At 65.5% G+C, this 18,825-nt stretch carries 20 protein-coding genes and 1 tRNA gene; 5 read left to right on the top strand and 16 right to left on the bottom strand.

The window, feature by feature from the left end:
• Positions 1–73: 73 nt before the first annotated feature.
• Positions 74–1,456, bottom strand: a complete 1,383-nt coding sequence (locus tag WKH79_RS02980) for a short-chain fatty acyl-CoA regulator family protein (protein WP_341859563.1) — start codon at positions 1,454–1,456, stop codon at positions 74–76.
• A 141-nt stretch (positions 1,457–1,597) separates the two neighbouring features.
• On the opposite strand from WKH79_RS02980, the gene WKH79_RS02975 reads away from it, so the two are divergent.
• Together WKH79_RS02975 and WKH79_RS02970 are read left to right on the top strand one after the other, a co-directional pair.
• Complete coding sequence (locus WKH79_RS02975) at positions 1,598–3,196, top strand: isocitrate lyase (RefSeq protein ID WP_341859562.1); 1,599 nt, start codon at positions 1,598–1,600, stop codon at positions 3,194–3,196.
• A gap of 20 nt (positions 3,197–3,216) precedes the next feature.
• Complete coding sequence (locus WKH79_RS02970) at positions 3,217–3,399, top strand: hypothetical protein (RefSeq protein WP_050600678.1); 183 nt, start codon at positions 3,217–3,219, stop codon at positions 3,397–3,399.
• Between the two features lie 84 nt (positions 3,400–3,483).
• Here WKH79_RS02970 and WKH79_RS02965 read toward each other — a convergent pair whose 3' ends face one another.
• The 7 genes from WKH79_RS02965 to efp form a co-directional block, all read right to left on the bottom strand.
• Positions 3,484–4,818, bottom strand: a complete 1,335-nt coding sequence (locus WKH79_RS02965) for an amidohydrolase (RefSeq protein ID WP_341859561.1) — start codon at positions 4,816–4,818, stop codon at positions 3,484–3,486.
• Between the two features lie 127 nt (positions 4,819–4,945).
• Positions 4,946–6,610: a sulfatase-like hydrolase/transferase gene (locus WKH79_RS02960; RefSeq protein ID WP_341859560.1), complete on the bottom strand. Its 1,665-nt coding sequence runs from the start codon at positions 6,608–6,610 to the stop codon at positions 4,946–4,948.
• Positions 6,611–6,639: 29 nt separating this feature from the next.
• Positions 6,640–8,439 carry an SLC13 family permease gene (locus WKH79_RS02955; RefSeq protein ID WP_197458066.1) on the bottom strand — a complete coding sequence of 600 codons (1,800 nt, stop codon included), beginning with the start codon at positions 8,437–8,439 and terminating at the stop codon, positions 6,640–6,642.
• A gap of 48 nt (positions 8,440–8,487) precedes the next feature.
• Positions 8,488–8,571, bottom strand: a tRNA-Leu gene (locus WKH79_RS02950).
• 42 nt (positions 8,572–8,613) lie between these two features.
• Positions 8,614–9,435 (bottom strand): inositol monophosphatase family protein, encoded by an 822-nt coding sequence (locus WKH79_RS02945; RefSeq protein WP_050600681.1) that lies wholly within the window; start codon positions 9,433–9,435, stop codon positions 8,614–8,616.
• 10 nt (positions 9,436–9,445) lie between these two features.
• The gene (locus WKH79_RS02940) at positions 9,446–9,796 is read right to left on the bottom strand and encodes a hypothetical protein (RefSeq protein ID WP_063505120.1); all 351 of its coding nucleotides are present in this window, start codon (positions 9,794–9,796) and stop codon (positions 9,446–9,448) included.
• Positions 9,797–9,800: 4 nt separating this feature from the next.
• Positions 9,801–10,364: an elongation factor P gene (gene efp, locus WKH79_RS02935; RefSeq protein WP_341859559.1), complete on the bottom strand. Its 564-nt coding sequence runs from the start codon at positions 10,362–10,364 to the stop codon at positions 9,801–9,803.
• 141 nt (positions 10,365–10,505) lie between these two features.
• On the opposite strand from efp, the gene WKH79_RS02930 reads away from it, so the two are divergent.
• Complete coding sequence (locus WKH79_RS02930; protein ID WP_050600684.1) at positions 10,506–10,874, top strand: hypothetical protein; 369 nt, start codon at positions 10,506–10,508, stop codon at positions 10,872–10,874.
• On the opposite strand, the gene WKH79_RS02925 is transcribed toward WKH79_RS02930, so the two are convergent.
• From WKH79_RS02925 to thiE, 3 genes are read right to left on the bottom strand one after another with little or no spacing between them, the layout of a single operon-like run.
• Entirely contained in the window at positions 10,875–11,567 is a 693-nt protein-coding gene (locus WKH79_RS02925) for a M23 family metallopeptidase (RefSeq protein ID WP_341859558.1), read from the bottom strand.
• A gap of 17 nt (positions 11,568–11,584) precedes the next feature.
• Positions 11,585–12,808 carry a L,D-transpeptidase family protein gene (locus WKH79_RS02920; RefSeq protein ID WP_341859557.1) on the bottom strand — a complete coding sequence of 408 codons (1,224 nt, stop codon included), beginning with the start codon at positions 12,806–12,808 and terminating at the stop codon, positions 11,585–11,587.
• A gap of 50 nt (positions 12,809–12,858) precedes the next feature.
• The gene (gene thiE, locus WKH79_RS02915) at positions 12,859–13,497 is read right to left on the bottom strand and encodes a thiamine phosphate synthase (protein ID WP_341859556.1); all 639 of its coding nucleotides are present in this window, start codon (positions 13,495–13,497) and stop codon (positions 12,859–12,861) included.
• On the opposite strand from thiE, the gene WKH79_RS02910 reads away from it, so the two are divergent.
• A complete protein-coding gene (locus tag WKH79_RS02910) occupies positions 13,496–13,969 on the top strand; it encodes a hypothetical protein (protein WP_341859555.1) in 474 nt (157 codons plus the stop codon). The two genes, thiE and WKH79_RS02910, sit on opposite strands and share 2 nt — an antisense overlap.
• Positions 13,970–13,972: 3 nt before the next feature.
• Here WKH79_RS02910 and WKH79_RS02905 read toward each other — a convergent pair whose 3' ends face one another.
• Positions 13,973–14,860 (bottom strand): fructose bisphosphate aldolase, encoded by an 888-nt coding sequence (locus WKH79_RS02905; protein ID WP_063512276.1) that lies wholly within the window; start codon positions 14,858–14,860, stop codon positions 13,973–13,975.
• Positions 14,861–15,078: 218 nt separating this feature from the next.
• Between WKH79_RS02905 and WKH79_RS02900 the strand changes: the two genes are divergently transcribed.
• A complete protein-coding gene (locus WKH79_RS02900) occupies positions 15,079–15,837 on the top strand; it encodes a flavodoxin family protein (protein WP_341859554.1) in 759 nt (252 codons plus the stop codon).
• Here WKH79_RS02900 and WKH79_RS02895 read toward each other — a convergent pair.
• The 4 genes from WKH79_RS02895 to gap form a co-directional block, all read right to left on the bottom strand.
• Positions 15,834–15,965 (bottom strand): hypothetical protein, encoded by a 132-nt coding sequence (locus WKH79_RS02895; protein WP_341859553.1) that lies wholly within the window; start codon positions 15,963–15,965, stop codon positions 15,834–15,836. The genes WKH79_RS02900 and WKH79_RS02895 overlap by 4 nt on opposite strands.
• Positions 15,966–16,130: 165 nt before the next feature.
• On the bottom strand, positions 16,131–16,586 hold the full coding sequence (locus tag WKH79_RS02890; RefSeq protein ID WP_050600692.1) for a PaaI family thioesterase: 456 nt from the start codon (positions 16,584–16,586) through the stop codon (positions 16,131–16,133).
• Complete coding sequence (locus tag WKH79_RS02885) at positions 16,583–17,782, bottom strand: phosphoglycerate kinase (protein WP_050600693.1); 1,200 nt, start codon at positions 17,780–17,782, stop codon at positions 16,583–16,585. The genes WKH79_RS02890 and WKH79_RS02885 overlap by 4 nt, the downstream gene beginning before the upstream one ends.
• Positions 17,783–17,812: 30 nt before the next feature.
• Entirely contained in the window at positions 17,813–18,820 is a 1,008-nt protein-coding gene (gene gap / locus WKH79_RS02880) for a type I glyceraldehyde-3-phosphate dehydrogenase (RefSeq protein WP_341859552.1), read from the bottom strand.
• Positions 18,821–18,825: the final 5 nt, after the last annotated feature.

The following is an 18,825-nucleotide window of genomic DNA, read 5'->3' as shown; positions in this document are numbered from 1 at the left end:
CAGACAGGAATGAACCGTCGGTAAACTTTACACATCTCGCCTGTAAGCGATCCGATCAGGACTGTGCGCGCGGCTAAGCCACTTCGAATTCGAACGGGGTCACGCCGCGCCGCGTGCGGTCGAAGGCCAACTTGCGGCCCAGCGGTGGCAAGGACCGCTGGCTGCATCCCTCGCGGTGGCAGCGCGCGCAGCCGGGCCCGATCGGCTGCGCATCGTCAGTGCGCAGCGATACGCCGCGCGCATGCGCCAGATCGGTCGCCAGCACCGCCTCGATCCCCAGCGCGACGACGAATTGCGCTTCGCCCGGCGCACCGCTGCCCTCCACCGTGCGGGCCATCGTCAGCCAGCCCCCTTCGCGGTCTGCGGCATTGTCGGGGGTGACGAACTGGACCTGCAACTCCCCTGCGCGGTCGAACGCGCGGTGCGCGTGCCACAGCGGGCAGCTGCTGGCGGAATCGACGAAACGCGCGGTGCTGGCACCGGTAATCGTCTTGGAAAACTGGCCGGCGCGGTCGAGCCGGATCATGAAGAAGGGCAGGCCGCGCTGGCCCACCCGCTGGAGCGTGGTCAGCCGGTGGGCAAGCTGTTCGAAGCTGACCGCGAAACGCCGTTCGAGAACCGGCAGATCGTAGCCGGTGGCCTCGCAGGCGCGCAGGAACCGGCCATAGGGCATGATCAGCGCCGCCGCGACATAGCCGGTGAGATGCCGTTCGAACAGCGCCCGGGCCGCCTCGTCATCGAACCGCGCGCCGCGCGCGACCGCTTGGATGACGTCGGCGAATTCGAGCTGCGCGATCTGCAGCGCCAGCTGGAAATTGCGCGATGGCATGCTGAGCATTTCGGACAGCTGGATCTGCCGTGCATGCAGGTCGAGCCGGCGCAAGCTGCCGGGCAGGATGTCGCGCGGCAAGATCCGTACGGACAGCTGGTGGCGTTCGCGCAGGCGTTCGGTCAGGGCGATCCCGATGTCCCCGCGCGACAGGCGCATCTCGTCCGCCAGCTCCTCGGCGGCGTTGTCCAGATCGGCGAAATGGTTGCGCCAGCGCTCGATTTCGCGGCGCGAGGCGGACAGTGGATCGTCAGCCTCCAGCCCTGCCGGTCCCGCATTGTCGTAAAGCCGCGCGAATGCGGAAGCGAGCTGCGGCGACGCCGCGAGAAATTCCTGCACTTCATCGCGGTCGATCCCGAGATCGGCGAACCGCTCGTCGGCGAACCGGCGGATGAGGCCCTCGACGCCTCCGATAGCGTCGTCGCCGCGGAGCGAGCGGGGATCGAAATCGAACTGCGAGACCAGCTGCATCATCACCCGCGCGCTGACGGGGCGCTGGTTGCGCTCGATCAGGTTTAGGTAGCTGGGCGAGATATCGAGCCGTTTGGCGGCGGCCGCCTGCGTCAGGCCCGCGCGCTTGCGAAGCCGCCGGATAGCCGGGCCGGCGAAAAGCGATTCCTCGGTCATGGCGTCACTTTCTTTACAACTTTACAGGCCCATTAGCGGTACAGGGACACGATAGACAAGATAATTTGTAAATTTTCCTGTCGTCGGTCGGGCTATCGGGCCATCAGGGTCTCCGAAATCAGACCAATAAGGAGTTCCCCCGTGAGCTATTCGGACCGGATCGAAGAAATGAACCAGACCATCGCCGCCAATGGCGCGCCCTGGGGCGCCATCGATGGCGAAAGCGCCGCGCGCATGGTCGTCCAGAACCGCTTCCGCACGGGTCTCGACATTGCCCGCTACACCGCGAAGATCATGCGCGAAGACATGGAAGCCTACGACCGCGACCCGGCCAACTACACCCAGTCGCTCGGTACGTGGCACGGCTTCATCGCGCAGCAGAAGATGATCTCGATCAAGAAGCATTTCGGCAACACCAAGCGCCGCTACCTCTATCTCTCGGGCTGGATGGTCGCCGCGCTGCGCAGCGAATTCGGCCCGCTGCCCGACCAGTCGATGCATGAAAAGACCTCGGTCCCCAATCTGATCGGGGAACTCTACACCTTCCTCAAGCAGGCCGATGCCCGCGAACTGGGCATGATGTTCCGCGATCTCGACGCGGCCCGCGATGCCGGCGACCAGGTGGAAGCACAGCGCCTGCAGAAGGCCATCGACGACCACGAGACGCACGTCGTGCCGATCATCGCCGATATCGACGCCGGTTTCGGCAATGCCGAGGCGACCTATCTGCTCGCCAAGAAGATGATCGAAGCCGGTGCCTGCGCGCTGCAGATCGAGAACCAGGTGTCGGACGAAAAGCAGTGCGGTCACCAGGACGGCAAGGTCACCGTGCCGCATGAGGAATTCCACCAGAAGATTCGCGCGATCCGCTATGCCTTCCTCGAACTGGGCGTTCCCGAAGGTATCATCGTCGCCCGCACCGACAGCCTGGGCGCCGGCCTTACCAAGTCGATCGCCTATTCGAAGGAACCCGGCGACCTCGGCGACCAGTACAACAGCTTCCTCGATTGCGACGAAGTCGATGCCGGCGATATCAAGAACGGCCAGGTCTTCATCAGCCGCGACGGCAAGCTGCTGGCGCCCAAGCGCCTGCCCAGCAACCTGTACCAGTTCCGTCCCGGAACCGGCGAAGACCGCTGCGTGCTCGACTGCATCACCGCGCTGGAAGCAGGGGCCGACCTCTTGTGGATCGAAACCGAGAAGCCGCATGTCGAGCAGATCGCCGGCATGGTCGACCGGGTCCGCGAAGTCGTCCCCAACGCCAAGCTGGTGTACAACAACTCGCCCAGCTTCAACTGGACGCTCAACTTCCGCCAGCAGGTCTATGATGCCTGGGCCGAAGCGGGCAAGGACGTCTCCGCCTATGACCGCGACCGGCTGATGAGCGTCGATTACGACGGCACCGACCTTGCCGCCGAAGCCGACGAGAAGATCCGCACCTTCCAGGCCGATGGTTCGAAGCGCGCCGGCATTTTCCATCACCTGATCACGCTGCCGACCTACCACACGGCTGCGCTGAGCACCGACAACCTCGCCAGGGAATATTTCGGGGAACAGGCGATGCTCGGCTACGTCAAGAACGTGCAGCGCGAAGAAATCCGTCAGGGTATCGCTTGCGTGAAGCACCAGAACATGGCTGGTTCGGACGTCGGCGACGATCACAAGGAATACTTCGCCGGTGAAGCGGCCCTCAAGGCCGGCGGCAAGGACAACACGATGAACCAGTTCGCAGCCGCCTAAGGAGAGGAAGGATGACGACTATGGCAGACGACACTCCGAAGACCGAACCGGGCCGCGCCCGGGCGCTCTTCTCGACGGCGGACTTCCGCCTCCTGCGGACAGCGCTGACGCATTACGCCCGCGCCACCGACGACCGCGAGGAGCTGGCCCGGATCAACGCCCTGCACCACCGCCTCGGGACCTACGTGCCCGCGGAAGACTAGACCCAATCAACAGTTCTCCTGGGGAGGAGAATACGGCCGTCGGAGCGACCCCAAACGCTCCGGCGGCCACACTTTTATCCGGCGTCAGTTGACCTCGTTCGGCATCAGCCTGATCGCCGCCGATGCAAGCGCCTCGGCACCGGTCGCAATCACCTTCTCCGCATCGGGCGCCCAGAAGGGCGAATGCAGCGACGGCAGCGGCGTGCCGTCCTCTTCGAGCCGGTCGAGCAGCGGTTGCGGCGTTCCGCTGATCCAGAAGATCATCGATTTGACGTCCTCTGGCGCGGCCCGGCGGAACTGGCTGAAATCCTCGCCGCCCATGACCGCAGGCCATTCCATGACCCGCTCATCGCCGAACCGCTGCCGGAAACCCGCCGCGATGCTCTCGCTGAAATCGGGATCGTTGAAGGTCGACGGCGTATAGGGGTCCTCGACGGTGATTTCGGGCATCAGGGTCTCGGGCAGTCCGGCCGTGATCGCCTCGCCGCGCGCCACGCGCCGGATCCCGTCGAGCAGCAGCTGGCGGCTCTCGTCCGAATAGCTGCGCACCGTCAGCTGCAATTTCGCTTCGTCGCTGATGATGTTGTGCTTGGCCCCGGCATGGAAGCTGCCCACGGTGATCACGGCGGGATCGAGCGGCGAGGAACTGCGGCTGACCACCGTCTGCAGCTTCATCACGATCGCGCTGGCCAGCACCACCGGATCGACCGTGGTGTGCGGATAGGCACCGTGCCCGCCGATGCCCTTCACCGTGATGTCGACGCTGTCGACATTGGCCAGTGCATAGCCGGGCGTGTAGCCGATGGTCCCCGCCGGGGCGGGCGCGGCGGCATCGTGGAATGCCAGCGCGTAATCGGGCTTGGGGAACTTGGTATAAAGCCCGTCATCGAGCATCGCGAGCGCGCCGAGGCCGATCTCCTCCGCAGGTTGCAGCACCATCACCAGCGTGCCCTGCCACTGGTCCTTGTGATCGACCAGCAGGCGCGCGGCACCGATGAAACCCGCCATGTGCGTGTCATGGCCGCAGGCATGCATCACGCCGGTGGTCACGCCGCTGGCGGGCGTGGCAGTCTGCGTCGAGGCATAGGGCAGCCCGGTCTGCTCGACCACCGGGAGGCCGTCCATGTCGGCGCGCAGCAGGACGGTCGGCCCATCGCCATTGCGCATCACCGAGACCACGCCCGTGCGTCCGACACCCTCGGTCACTTCGAAACCCAGCGCGCGCATCCGCGCGGCCAGCTTGGCCGCGGTCTCGTGTTCCTCGAAGCTGAGTTCGGGGTTCGCATGCAGGTCGCGATAGAGTTCCATCAGCTCGGGCATGTCGGCCGCCAGCGTCTCGCGCAGGTCGTTCGCCTGGGCTGGCGCTGCGGTGGCCACGGCCAGCGCCGCCAGCGCGGTAGAAGTGAATTTGGAAACCATCTCGGCTCTCCCTATTGGATGGAACAGTTGGAACGCGGGCCCGCGGCAGAAAACGCGCGTTGCCGGACCCGCGAAACTTGCGGCTGCCTTGTGTCACGGAGCGGCGCGGCAGGAAAGACGCCAGCGGTCAGAATGGCCTACCCGTCTCCGGGTCGTCGGGGACCGGGGCCAGCGCCGCGGGATCGACTTCGCGCCAGCGCGGCTCGCGGTTGAGCCGCGCGTTGTAGAGATAGTTGAAGGTCGCCGGATCGCGCGATGGTTCGTCGAGCGCCCCGCCGCTGCGCGCGCGCACGGCCTCGCGGTCGTATCCCATCGCTGCCAGCAGCGTCGGAGCGATCATGTAATGGCTGGCAGCCCCGCCGGGCGTGAACGCGAGCGCCCCCGCACCTCCCTGCAGCACCACCAGCGGCACCGCGCCTTCCTCGGGCCGCGGGTCGACCGAGCAATGCGTGGTCGTCCCGCCCTTGCCGCCCTCATGCAGGTTCTGCCCGTGATCGGCGGTATAGATGACCAGCGCATCGGCCAGCTCGGCGCGCTCCAGCAGCCGGTCGAAAAAGGCACCGACGCTCCATTCGAGCGTGTTGCGATAGGAATTGCGGTAGCGCCGCCAGTCCGCCTGCGAACCGCCGAAGCCGGTGCGCGATCCGGTATCGGTCACATCGAGGAAGCCGCCGCGCGGCAGGATCGGCCGGTAGCGGGCATGGCTGTCGGGAAACTTGTCGTGGATCGGGAAATGCGCGCCGACCTTGTTGACCAGGATGAAGGATGCAGTGCCGTCGCCCAGCAAGTGCGCGAGCCGGTCGGCAACGGCCATGTCGCGGTCCCGCACCGCCAGCCCGCCGAACTGGATGAAGCGGTCGATGCGCTCGCGTTCGCGCGGCGTCATCTGGTTCTGCATCGCGCCGCCGGAACGCTGGGCATCGATATAGACCGTCTCCAGCCCGGCATGCACGGCATAGTCCCACAGCGAGGGCCCGACCGCGATGTCGCGGCGGTAGCTGTCCCGCGTCCCGGCAAAACGCAGCACGAGATTGGAACCGGCGCTGCAGTTGGTCGCCGAAGCGACCACTCCGAAATTGGCGATCTCGACCCCGGGCCGCGCCTCCGCAAGGCCAGAACGCACCCCGCGCGGATGGTTGATATCGAGATAGTGGCCCGAGATGCTTTCATCGACGATCAGCACGATATCGCGGTACAGCGGCGCCCGGACATGTGCGATCGAGACGCCCTTGCGCGGCCCGAGATCGCCTGCCGCTCGCTCATACGCCGCCAGGACAGCATAGCTGAGCGCGGCATAGCCGCCCGGTAGCGCCTTGAGCCCGTCTCCGCCGCGCGTGAAGGCAAGCAGCGTGAACAGGAAGAGCGCCGCGGGCATGGCCAGTGCCGGCGTGTTGGCGCGGGTACGCGCCCGGCGGCGCGGCGGCCACGCCACTGCGATCAGCAGGACCGCCGGTCCCGGCAGGCTGCGCCACAATGCAGCTTCGTTCTGGTCCATTGCATCCCCGGCGAATTCGGCAGCGGTGATGAGGTCGATGAACGCGCCATAGGTGAGGAATTCGAGCGAGGAGCGGGCATAGGCTTCGATCACGAAGCTGGCGGCGAACAGCAGCAGTGCGAGGCCCCCGCGCAGCAGCGCATTGGCGGTGTAGGCGGCGCCGATTATGCCGCACAGCGCCGCCAAGACCAGCACGGTATAGGCGAGCGGCCCTGCGATCCCGCCGATATCGCGCAGGCGGTCGAAGAACTCGGGCAGGAACAGGATGCCGTACAAGGCCAGCAGCGCGGGCTTCACGAACCGTCGCGGCCGCGCGCTCTCGGCAATCACAATTGATAGGTGACGGCCAGGCCGACCGACAGCAACGTGACCATGATCAGGACCAGCGGCACCCCGGTGCGGACATAGTCCTTAAACTCATACGACCCTTCCGCCATGATCAGCATGTTGGTCTGGTAGGCGATCGGGGTCGCGTAACACAGGTTGCAGCCGAACAGCACCGCCAGCACCAGCGGCTCGGGCGGGAGATCCAGCTTTGCGGCAATGGCAAAGGCGATTGGCGTGCCCACCGTTGCCGCGGTCGCATTCGAGGCGAAATTGGTGAGGAAGGTCATCGTCAGCATGATCGCGGCCAGCGCCGCGGGCGCGGACAGGTATTCCAGCCCGAAGGCCATTACCCCGCCGATCCAGTCGGCGGCCCCGCTATCGAGGATGACCCGGCCTAGCGCGATGCTGGCGGCGACCAGCACGATAACGCTGCCCGACAAGCCGCGCCCGACGCGGTCGAACCGCACGCAGCCGGTCACGAACATCAGGATCGCCCCGGCCAACGACGCGATGGCGATCGGCACCAGCCCGACCGAAGCGAAAGCGATCGAACCGCCCATGATCGCCGCCGCCAGCGTCGCTTTCGACCGGCGGGGCAATTCGCGAACCCCCTCGAGCTGCAGCAGGCTGTCCGAGCGGGCAAAGTGCTGCATGTCATCGGGCAGGCCCATCACCAGCAGCACGTCGCCTTCGGCAAAGCGCATGTCGCCGACTTCGGAAAACTGTTCTTTCTCGCCCACCAGGCGCGCGGGACGGTGGGTCCCGATCACCGCCACGCCGAACAGGTCGGCGATCCCCGAGCTTGGCAGCGTCCGCCCGATCAGCCGGGAATCCGCAGTGACGATCATCTCGCCGACCGCGATGTCGGTCCGCGTCTCGCTCGAGCGGCGGCGGATGCGGTCGATCACCCAGCTCGGCGCCGCATCGCCGCGCAGCGTGGCCATCGCCTCCTCGATCGCTTCATGTGTCCCCGTCATCCGCAGCCGGTGCTGCGGGCGCAGCAGGCCGACCGGAACGTCGTGGAACTCGATCCCGGCCGGCAGGCGCGACTGCAGTTCCGACAGCTGGCGCCCGTTGAGGATCGAATCCTCGGTCACGCGCAGGCGGGTTTCGAACAGGCGCTGGGCATGGACCGTCTCGATCCGGTTGTCGCCCAGCATGCGCGGCATGACGATCCATACGAAGGGCAGCGCCACGAGCGAGGCGATCAGCACGATCGGGGTGAAGTGGAAGACGCCCATTTCGGGCATCCCCAGATCGACCGCGATCGACACTACGAGGATATTGGTGGACGTGCCGATGGTGGTGGCCATGCCGCCCATCAGCGAAGCCGCATTGAGCGGGATCAGCGTTTTCGACGCCGCCATCGCGCCGCGCATCGCCAGCTGGACGAAGATCGGCATAAGCAGCACCAGCACCGGCGTGTTGTTGACCCCCATCGACAGCAGGAAGGTCACCACCAGCGAGAACAGCAGGCCCAGTTGGAGGTTGATCTTGAACAACCGCTCGAGGAAACGCGCCGCGGGATCGAGCGCGCCGGTGACCACCAGCCCGCGCCCCATGATCATCAGCGCGCAGATGGTGATCAGCGCGTAATGGCCGAAACCCGAGAATGCGAGGCTCAAGCCGTCGATCGGCTGCGTGTCGTCGAGCGGGAAGAAATACAGCCCGACAGCGATGACGGCGATCGTCATCAGCGAGATGATCTCCACCGACATGCGCCCGCGCGCAAAGGCAATGAACATAGCGATGGTGATGCCCATCGCCGCTATTGCATGGTAGGAAGGGACCCCGATCATTCAGGCACGGGAATCCCAAACTCCGTCTGGATGTGCAAGCATTTAGTTTGGTACCCCTGGCCGGACTCGAACCGGCACTTCAAAGAAACTCGATTTTGAGTCGAGCGCGTCTACCAATTCCGCCACAGGGGCACTGGGCCGGGAGCGTGGGGTTAGCCGCGCCCTCGGCCGGCATCAAGCCTTCAGCGCATTCGCCAGCAATTTGTGCAGCTTCGAATGCAGCGCATCATTGGCGGCAAGGATCTGCTTGGCATGGATCGGCTGCGAACGGCCGCGGAAATCGGACACGAAGCCGCCGGCCTCGCGCACGATCAGGCAGCCCGCCGCGGTATCCCAGTCGTTGAGGTCGCTCTCCCAGAAGCCGTCGAACCGGCCCGCGGCCAGCCATGCGAGGTCGAGCGAGGCCGCGCCGAACCGGCGGATGCCCGCGACCTGCGGCCCAATGGCAGCGAAGATCTTGGTCCAGTCGCCGAAATCGCCATGCCCCTGGAAGGGGATGCCGGTGGCGATCAGCGAGTCAGCCAGATTGCGCCGCGCCGAGACCCGCAGGCGGCCGTCGTGCAGCCATGCGCCGCGCGTTTTCTCGGCCCAGAAGGTCTCGTCGGTCACCGGGTTGTAGATCACCCCGGCAGTGACATCGCCCCAGCCGCCGCCGCCGAGCTTGGGTTCCTGCACTGCGATGCTGATCGCGAAATGCGGGATGCCGTGGAGGAAGTTGCTGGTCCCGTCGAGCGGGTCGACGATCCAGCGGGGCTTGTTCTCGTCGCCTTCGATGACGCCCGCTTCTTCCATCACGAAGCCCCAGTCGGGGCGCGCGGCGAGCAGTTCGTCGTAGAGGGTGCGTTCGGCGATGCGGTCGGCCTTGGAGACGAAGTCCGCCGGGCCCTTGCGGCTCACCTGGAGGTGCTCGACTTCGCCGAAGTCGCGGCGCAGGCGGCCACCCGCCTTGCGCGCGGCTTTCTCCATTACGCGGATAACACCCGATAGAACGGCCATGGAAACTCTCTTATTCGGTAAGGACGCGGATCGAACGCGCCTGGAGGTGGATCGTGCCCCATTCGCAGGCCATGTCGAACTTCGTGCCTTCGATGTTGAAGGACTGGATCGCGAAGCGGCGCTGGGTCTGGTCGGGATGCTCGGCGCGCTCGAGGCCGAGCTTCGAAATCCCGGCGAATTTGAGCAGGCCCGGATGGAAGCAGCAGTCGTCGCCCGCGCCCGGCGTTTCGTAATCGGGGTGCGCGGGCTCGAGGCAGAAGTCCATCTCCAGCGTCAGTTCGTCATCGTTGATGATCACCGCGCGCAAGACGCTGCGCGTGACATCGATGTTCTCGAACCGGCTGGCGATGGACTTGCCCATGCGGTTAGCTGGCCTTGCCGACGTAGCTCTGTTCGTAGACGTCGACCACGATCCGCGTGCCGCTTTCGATATGCGGCGGGACCATGATGCGCACGCCGTTGTCGAGCACGGCGGGCTTGTAGCTGGAGGAGGCGGTCTGCCCCTTCACGACGGCATCGGCCTCGACGATTTCGGCTTCGATCTGCGCGGGCAGTTCGACCGAGATGGGCTGTTCTTCCCACAGTTCGAGCTTCACCTGCATGCCGTCCTGGAGGAACGGCCGCGCGTCGCCCAGCAGGTCGCTGGGCAGCGTGATCTGTTCGTAATTCGTCTGGTCCATGAAGACGAGCATGTCGCCATCTTCGTAAAGGAACTGATACTCGGCCGTGTCCAGCCGGACCTTCTCGACCGTATCGGCGCTGCGAAAGCGCACGTTGGTCTTGCGGCCATCCTGCAGGTTCTTCATCTCGACCTGCATGTAGGCGCCGCCCTTGCCGGGCTGGGTATGCTGGATCTTGGCGACCTTCCAGATACCTTTTTCGTATTCGATGATGTTGCCCGGACGGATGTCCACGCCGCTGATCTTCATGGGGAAGCTACCTTCGACTTGTAAAAGAGCGGATCGCCCGTCGAGCGATCGTGTGCCGCGCGCCTTAGCCGAGCATGGCCGCGCGGGCAAGCGAGTGGAAAAACGCGCAGCCAATCCCTATATCGCGGGCGGACGGTTACCATGAGACGATTTTTCACCCCTGCCCTGTTCGCCGCGCTGGCCGGCTTCGCGCTCACCCCTGCCGCGGCGCAGGGGCGGTTGTTGCTGCTCGACCAGGGCGCCTATGTCTGCGCGCTTCCGGGCGATGCAACGGGGGCTGCCTGGATCGAACAGGAAGGCCGCGATTTTTCCATCACCGGCGGGTCGAGCTATCGCACGCCGCGCGGGAGCGGGACCTATCTGATGGAAGGCAAGACGGTCACCTTCACCCGCGGACCGATGCGCGGAATGAAGATGATGCGACTGGGATCGGGCCTGCTCCAGCAGATCGAGCCCGGCGGCAAGCTGGGCCGCCTGCGCTGCCACCGCACCGGGCCGGTGCGGGACTGATCACTGCCCCGTCAGCAGCGGGTAAGGATTGACCGCATTGGCGGGCTCCCACCATTCGGCATCGGCGGTGGTCTGAAGGATCGCGAAATGCAGGTGCGGCGCATCCTGCGAGGCATTGCCCGAACTGCCCACCGTGCCCAGCCGCTGCCCGCGGCGCACGCGCTGGCCTTCCTGCAGTCCTTCGGCATAGGCGTCGAGATGGGCGTAGTAATAGATTGTCAAACCGTCGGTCGAACGGATGTAGATGGTGTTGCCGCCGACATCCGAGCGGTACAGCTTCTCGACCGTTCCCGGCGCGGCCGAACGCACGCTGGTGCCCTTGGGCGCCATGATATCGATCGCCTCGTGCAGGCGTGAACCGCTGCTGCGCGAATCGCTGTAGGTATCGCTGAGGTCGCTGGCGCGGATGTTCTTCACCGGGACCAGCAACTGGCGCGACTGTTCGCTGCTGGGCGCGACCGGCGCATCGAGATCGAGCGGTTCGCCGGTGGGTGTTCCGGTGTTTGCCGTGTCTTCCCCGTCATCCGCTGCCTGTTCGGGCTGCGGGCTCGGCGCAGCCTCCGCCGGACGCGTGGTGTTGCGCTGGCTGACGCTGGTTGCGTTTTCGATCAGGCTGCCCCCCGCCACGATCCAGATCGCGCTGGTAATGGTAGCGGTGATGACGATGGTGAGGATGCGGTCGACGAGGTTCATGCGCACAGCCTACCCGTTCAGGCCTCGAAAAGCACCCGCGTCGATTGCGAGACCATTCCGGCCAGCCGCGCGGCATCCCAATTGGTCAGCCGGACACAGCCGCTCGACTGCGCGCGGCCGATGGTTTCGGGGTCGGGCGTGCCATGGATCCCGTAATGTTCCTTGCTCAGGTCGATCCACACGACGCCCACTGGCGAGTTGGGCCCCGCGGCAAGCGTATAGGTTTCGCCGTCACCATTGCCGAGCACTTCGGGATCGTAGCTGTAGGGCGGGTTGTAGGCTTCGCCGACGATATCCCATTCGCCCAGCGGAAGCGGGAACTCGCTCGATCCCGAACTGACGGTGAACAGCGCCACCAGCTTGTCCCCGCTATAGGCCTTGAGCGTCTTGCCCGCCTTGCTGACGACGATCCGGTCGACCGCGGTCTGTTCGGAGCCGACGCCGAGCGAGGCCAGCGTGCGCTGCCAGTCGGCATCGGCGATCGCCCCCGGCGCGATCCGATCCCCGCCGATATTGGGGACGCGCAATTGCTGCCCGGCCACGAAATAGCCGCCACCGGCCTGCCCGTCTGCGGCCTGCGCATTGGCGCCATCGTCGGGGCCGGCGTCGGCGGTGGCGCTGCTGCCCGCAGGTCGTCCGTCCGGGTTCAGTTCGCGCAGCACCTCGACGGTGGTGTGAAACCGTTCGGCAAGGCGTTCATCGAGCGATTTGTAGCCCAATCGGTCGAGCTTCGCCTTGCCGGCCACGCTGTCGGGCATGTCGGTGTATTCGGCTTCGGCCCAGCTATCGGGTACCGTCACCACGCGGGTGGCGGGGATCCGCTCCCATTCGGCCAACGCGGTCTTGGTCGGCTGGTCCAGTCTGCCCGTCACCTCGAGATCGTTGGCCTCCTGGAAACCGCGCAGCGCGTTTTCGGTGCTCATGCCCATCTTGCCGTCGATTACGCCGGGGCCGAAGCCGATACGGTCGAGCACGACCTGCGCCTGCATGACCGGCCGTTCGGTCGCATCGGGAATGTCGTTCGCCGCGTCGCTGTCTGGCGTCGCGCCATCAGCCATGTAGCGCGCATCGTCCGACGCCATGGTGTCGGCCAGATTGTCGCTGCCGCGCGTTTCGTAGCCATGCTCGCTGCCGCTCGCAGCGGCGGTCTCGGTCGCGGCTTCGGGCGAAGCATCGGGTTCCTGCCCGCCGCAAGCGACCAGCGCGAGCGAGGACACGGTGGCGAGGATGAAATTGCGCATGGGGAGAGCTCCTGAAATCAGGGCTTTACCGCCCTTTCAGGATAGCCAACTCACGCCGCCCCGTTTTGCTCCGCGCGGATCCGCTGGGCGAAGGCCTTGACCGCCGCGACTTCGTCGCCGTTCCAGACCGCGCCGGACACGGCCAGGAAGTCCGCACCCGCCGCCACGATCGGCGCGCAATTGGCAGGCGTGATCCCGCCGATTGCCACGCAGGGGATTTCGAACACCGTGCTCCACCATTCGAGGATCTCCGGCTCGGGCCGGTGCTCGCTCGCCTTGGTGGTGCTGTCGAAGAAGGCGCCGAACGCCACGTAATCGGCCCCGCCCTCGCCCGCTTCCATCGCGAGATGGCGCGAGGCATGGCAGGTCACCCCGATCTGCGCTTCGCGGCCAAGCTCCTCGCGCGCATCGCGGACATCGCCATCGCCCTGCCCCAGATGCACGCCATCGGCGCCGAGCCGCTTGGCCAGCGCGACATCGTCATTGACGATGAAGGCCACGTCGCGGGCCGCGCAGATCGCCTGCAGCGGTTCGGCCAGCCGCGCAGCTTCGTGCTGGTCGATATCCTTGACGCGGAACTGGAAGGCGGTGACCAGTCCGGGGCCGGCATCAAGCGCGCGCTCGAGACGTTGGGGAAAGTCGCCCGTCACATCGAGCGGAGAGATCAGGTACAATTGGCAATCGGTCATGGCTGGCGCCCATAAGACCATTGCCGCGCCGCGTCACCTGTTCAGCGATACGAAAGCAGCCGGCGCCTCTACCGCAGACATGAAAGCCTATCTCGCCGCCGCCCTGATCGCCCCGCTGACCGCCGCCTGCGCCATCATTCCCGATACGCCCCGCGGCAATGGCGATGCCGCCAGCCAGGGCAGCGCGGTCGCCATCGGCAGCCCGGTGTGGGCGGGCGATGCGATCCTGACGCCGCTGGCGATCATCGAGGACACGCGCTGCCCGGCGGACGTGCAGTGCTTCCACGGGGGCGAACTGACCGTGTCGACGCGCATCGCGGCGACACACTGGACGCAGACCGCCCCATTGACGCTGGGCGATCCCTACGAAGTGATGGGCCGCACCTATGTGCTGGCCACTGCTGATCCGTTGCCGACGGCCGGCGGAGACATCCCCGCCGGCGACTATCGGTTCGTCTTCGAACGCCAGTAGCGTTCAGGCAACACTGGCGGCGTGGATCTGGTCGATCGCGCCCGACAGCGTGCCGTCGAATTCCTCGTCGCTCTGCGTGGCGCGCAGATCCTGCAGCAGGCCGCGGCTGAAGCTGGCGATCATGCCGGGGTTCTTGGCCAGCTCGCTGCAGGCCTCCTCGGTCGAATAGCCGCCCGAGAGCGCGACCACGCGCAGCACCTTGGGATGGTTGGTCAGACCCCCATAGATCCCGGCTTCCTTGGGGATCGACAGCTTGAGCATGATCTGCTGGCCTTCGGGCAGCGCGACGAGGCCTTCCTCGATCGCTTCGAGCATGATCTTCTCGCCCTCGGCGCGGTCGGCGGCGGTGATGTCGTATTCCGGCTCGAGCATGGGGACGAGGCCGCAGGACAGGATGCGCGCACCTTCGGCGAATTGCTGGCGGACGGCTTCCTTGATCCCGACCGGATTGGCCGACTTGATCACCGATCGCATCTTCGTCCCGAACACGCCCAGCTCACGCGCGCGGTTGCACATGTCTTCCAGGCCCGGATTGGGCTTCATCAGCTGCGCGCCGTCGCGTTCCTCGGCCAGGCCCTTGTCGACCTTGAGGAAGGGCACGATGCCGCGTTCCTTGAGCCGCGCGGGCACGCTCTTGCCGCCGCTGGCGCCTTCCATGGTCTTTTCGAACAGGATCGCGCCGATGACCTTGCCATTGCCGAAGCAGGGGCTTTCGATGATCCGCTGGCGCATTTCGTGGATCAGGCCGAACATCTCGTCTTCGGTGGTCCAGGCATCTTCGGCAACACCGTAACCGGCCAGTGCCTTGGGGGTCGAACCGCCCGACTGGTCGAGCGCCGCGATAAAGCCCTGGCCCTCGGCAATACGCGCCTTCATTTCATCGAACGTCATCTGGAAAACCCCGTCGCTGGTAGTGGTACTGCATTCGTATGCGGCGCATACAAAAGGCCCCCAACCCCTGCAACTGCGGGGGCAACAAAATCCGCAGCCTTGCGGGAACACAGGACGGCCGCGGTGGCGGGCTTCGCGTAAAGCAAGGCAAGCCGCGGATGCCGCGCGGTAACTATCGCGCCGCCCATGCGTAGTTTCACCAGACCCAAGGAGGACGCATGCTCGACGATACCCAGCGCAAACTGTGCGACGACAACACCACCGACTTTTCGGACCTCAAGGCGTTGACCATCAATTGCACGCTCAAGCCCAGCCCCGGCGGTTCGCATACCGACAAGTTGCTGAGCGTTGCCGAGGCGATCCTCGTGCGCAACGAGGTGACGCTCGAACAGGTGCGGCTGGTCGATCACACGATCGCGCCGGGCGTCTATCCCGACATGACCGAACAGGGCGCCGAGCGCGACGACTGGCCCGCGATCTGGAAAGAGGTCGAGGCCGCCGACATCCTGATCGTCGGCACGCCGATCTGGCTGGGGGAGAAAAGCTCGGTCTGCCAGCGACTGATCGAGCGCCTCTACGCGCATTCGGGCCAGACCAACGACAAGGGCCAGTACGTGTTCTACGGCAAGGTCGGCGGCTGCATCGTCACCGGCAATGAAGACGGCATCAAGCATGTCGGTATGGGCGTGCTCTATTCACTGCAGCATGTGGGCTACACCATCCCGCCGCAGGCCGACGCCGGCTGGGTCGGCGAAGCCGGCCCTGGTCCAAGCTATGGCGACGCCAGGGAAGACGGCCAGGGCTACGAAGGCTTCGACAATGACTTCACCCGCCGCAACACCACCTTCATGACGTGGAACCTGATGCACATGTCACGCATGCTGAAGGATGCGGGCGGAATTCCCGCATGGGGCAATTCGGTCGACCTGTGGCAGGAAGGCCGCTGCTTCGCCGCGCCCAATCCTGAATACCGCTAGCGAGCGAATTCCTCGAGGAAGCGCCGCGCGAGCGGGCTTTCGGCGACTTCGGCCTTGACCAGCGAATTGTCCCACCAGACCGCCTCGGTATTGGCGAGCACAATCAGCGTCAGCCGCTTGCCGGGCACCTTGAGGTAAAGCGCGGAGCCCTTTTGCTCGTTCCAGCCCGAATGCCACAGCAGGCGCTGGCCGATTGATCGAAGAGTGCGAACTCATCCGCCGGATCGCTAGTTTGCGCCAAGGTTGCCGAGGGCAGCAGAAGCACAGCGAGCAGGCAGAAAATACGCACGGTTCTATCTCCTGGTGATCTTCCGGATAATGCCGTTGAAGCTCAGCACCGGCTTGCCGTCGGCACGGATCATGCCGACGACATAGATCGTCTTGCCACCCGCGCGCACGACTTCGCCGCGCGCCTCGATCAGCTGGCCGACGCTGGCCGGATCGAGGAAATCGCCCGCGAGATGCATGGTGACGCCATGCGATCCGGCGAGTTCGTCGGTCGCGATGGTGAAGATCGCGCTGTCGGCGAAAGTCATCATGCAGCCGCCGTGCATGAAGCCCGCGCCGTTCATGTGGCGCTCCTCCGCGCGAAAGGCGGCGACCATGCTGCCGTCGTCATCGCGCCGTTCGTAGAACGGGCCTGCGCGCTGCTCGAAAGCATCGCTCTGCCAGGTCGACCAGCCGGCCCACTCGCCCTCGGTGACGGGTACGAGCCCGCCGCTCGCGCCTACTGCTTCGTTCTCGCTCATGCGGTCAGCGCCGCCACGCCGGGAAGCGGCTTGCCTTCCATCCATTCGAGGAAGGCGCCGCCCGCGGTCGAGACAAAGGTAAACTCGTCCTTCACCCCGGCATGCGCGAGTGCGGCGACCGTATCGCCCCCGCCCGCGACCGAGATCAGCGAACCGTCCTGCGTCAGCGCCGCGGCGGTCCGCGCCAGCGCGACGGTGGCGGTGTCGAAAGGTTCGGTCTCGAATGCGCCCATCGGGCCGTTCCACACCAGCGTACGGCAGGTCTTGAGCACGTCGGCCAGCGCCTCGGTCGCCAGCGGGCCGACGTCGAGGATCATCTCGTCATCCGCGACTTCGTGGACATTGCAGGTACGCAAAGACGCGGGGTTGGCGGCAAATTCCTTCGCCACCACGACATCATAGGGCAGGTGAACCGTGCAGCCCGCATGCGCCGCTTCGTCGATGATACGATTGGCGGTGTCGGTCAGCTCGTGTTCGCAGAGCGACTTGCCTACATCGACACCCTTCGCGGCGAGGAAGGTGTTGGCCATCCCGCCGCCGATGATCAGGTGCTGCACCTTGCCGACCAGATTGGTCAGCACGTCGAGCTTGGTCGAGACCTTGGCCCCGCCGACGACCGCGGCCACCGGCGCTTCGGGATTACCCAGCGCGGCGTCGAGCGCCTTCAGTTCGGCTTCCATCGCGCGGCCCGCATAGGCCGGGAGGTGATGCGCCAAGCCCTCGGTGGTCGCATGCGCGCGGTGCGCCGCGCTGAACGCATCGTTGACGTAGAAGTCGCCATGCGCGGCCATGCCCCGCGCGAATTCGGGATCGTTGGCTTCCTCGCCAGGCCAGAAGCGGACATTGTCGAGCAGGCCGATATCGCCATTGCCGAGGATGCCGATCGACTGTTCGACGACGGGCCCCATCACCTCGGGGATGAACATGATCTCCTTATCCAGCACCTTCTCGACATCGCCCTGCACGAAGCTGGTGCTCATGGTCGAGAAGCGCTGGCCCTTGGGACGCCCGTAATGCGCGAGCAACAGGACCTTGGCACCCTTTTCGGCGAGTTCGAGGATGGTCGGCTTGACCGCCTCGACGCGCGAAACATCGGTGGCCGAACCATCCTTCATCGGCAGGTTGAGATCGACGCGTACCAGCGCGACCTTGCCGGTGATATCACCGAGATCGTCCAGGGTCTTGAAGCTGCTCATTGGTCGGGCGTCCTTTGGCGGAACTTGGCGTTAGAGGAACTTTGCCATCACACCGGCGGTGTCGATCATGCGGTTCGAGAAACCCCATTCATTGTCGTACCAGCTGACGACGCGGGCAAGCTTGCCTTCCATCACGCTGGTTTCGAGGCTGTCGATGGTCGAGCTGGCGGGGTAGTGGTTGAAATCGCTGCTGACGAGCGGCTGGTCGGTATAGTCGAGCACGCCCTTCATCTTGCCTTCGGCGGCTTCCTTGAGCGCCGCGTTCAGTTCCTCGGCGCTGGTGTCGCGGCCGGGGGTGAAGACGAGGTCGACGAGGCTGACGTTCGGCGTCGGCACACGCACGCTCGAACCGTCGAGCTTGCCCGCCAGTTCGGGCAGGACGAGGCCGACCGCGCGCGCCGCGCCGGTGGTCGTCGGGATCATGTTCTGCGCGCCGCCGCGGGCCCGGCGCATGTCGCCATGCATCTGGTCGAGCATGCGCTGGTCGTTGGTGTAGCTGTGGATCGTGGTCATGAACCCGCGCTCGATGCCGACAGTGTCGTGCAGCACCTTGGCCATCGGCGAGAGGCAGTTGGTGGTGCAGCTGGCGTTCGAGACGATCACGTCCTCGGCGCTGAGCGTTTCGTGGTTCACGCCGTAGACGATCGTGGCCGAAACGTTCTTGGCCGGGGCCGAGATCAGCACCCGCTTGGCGCCTGCCTTGAGATGCGGTTCGGCCTGCTCGTGGCTCTGGAAGAAGCCGGTGCATTCGAGGACGATGTCGACGCCCTGGTCGCCATGCGGCAGGTCGCCCGGATCGCGCTCGCTGGTGACCGCGATCGACTTGCCGTTGACGATGATCGCCTTGTCGCCGACCTCGACCGTGCCGGGGAAACGGCCATGCGTGCTGTCATACTGGAACAGCAGCGCATTCGACTTGGTGTCGGCCAGGTCGTTGATGCTGACGAGTTCGAGATCGTGATCGTCACGCTCGAGAATGGCACGCGCCACGAGGCGGCCGATACGTCCAAAACCGTTGATTGCAACCTTCGTCGCCATTGCAA

Origin of the sequence: Qipengyuania sp. GPGPB31, assembly GCF_038396345.1 — a bacterium.
Taxonomy (GTDB): domain Bacteria; phylum Pseudomonadota; class Alphaproteobacteria; order Sphingomonadales; family Sphingomonadaceae; genus Qipengyuania; species Qipengyuania citrea.
Note: the sequence above shows the minus strand (reverse complement) of the source record. Positions and strands in the feature narration are given on the sequence as shown.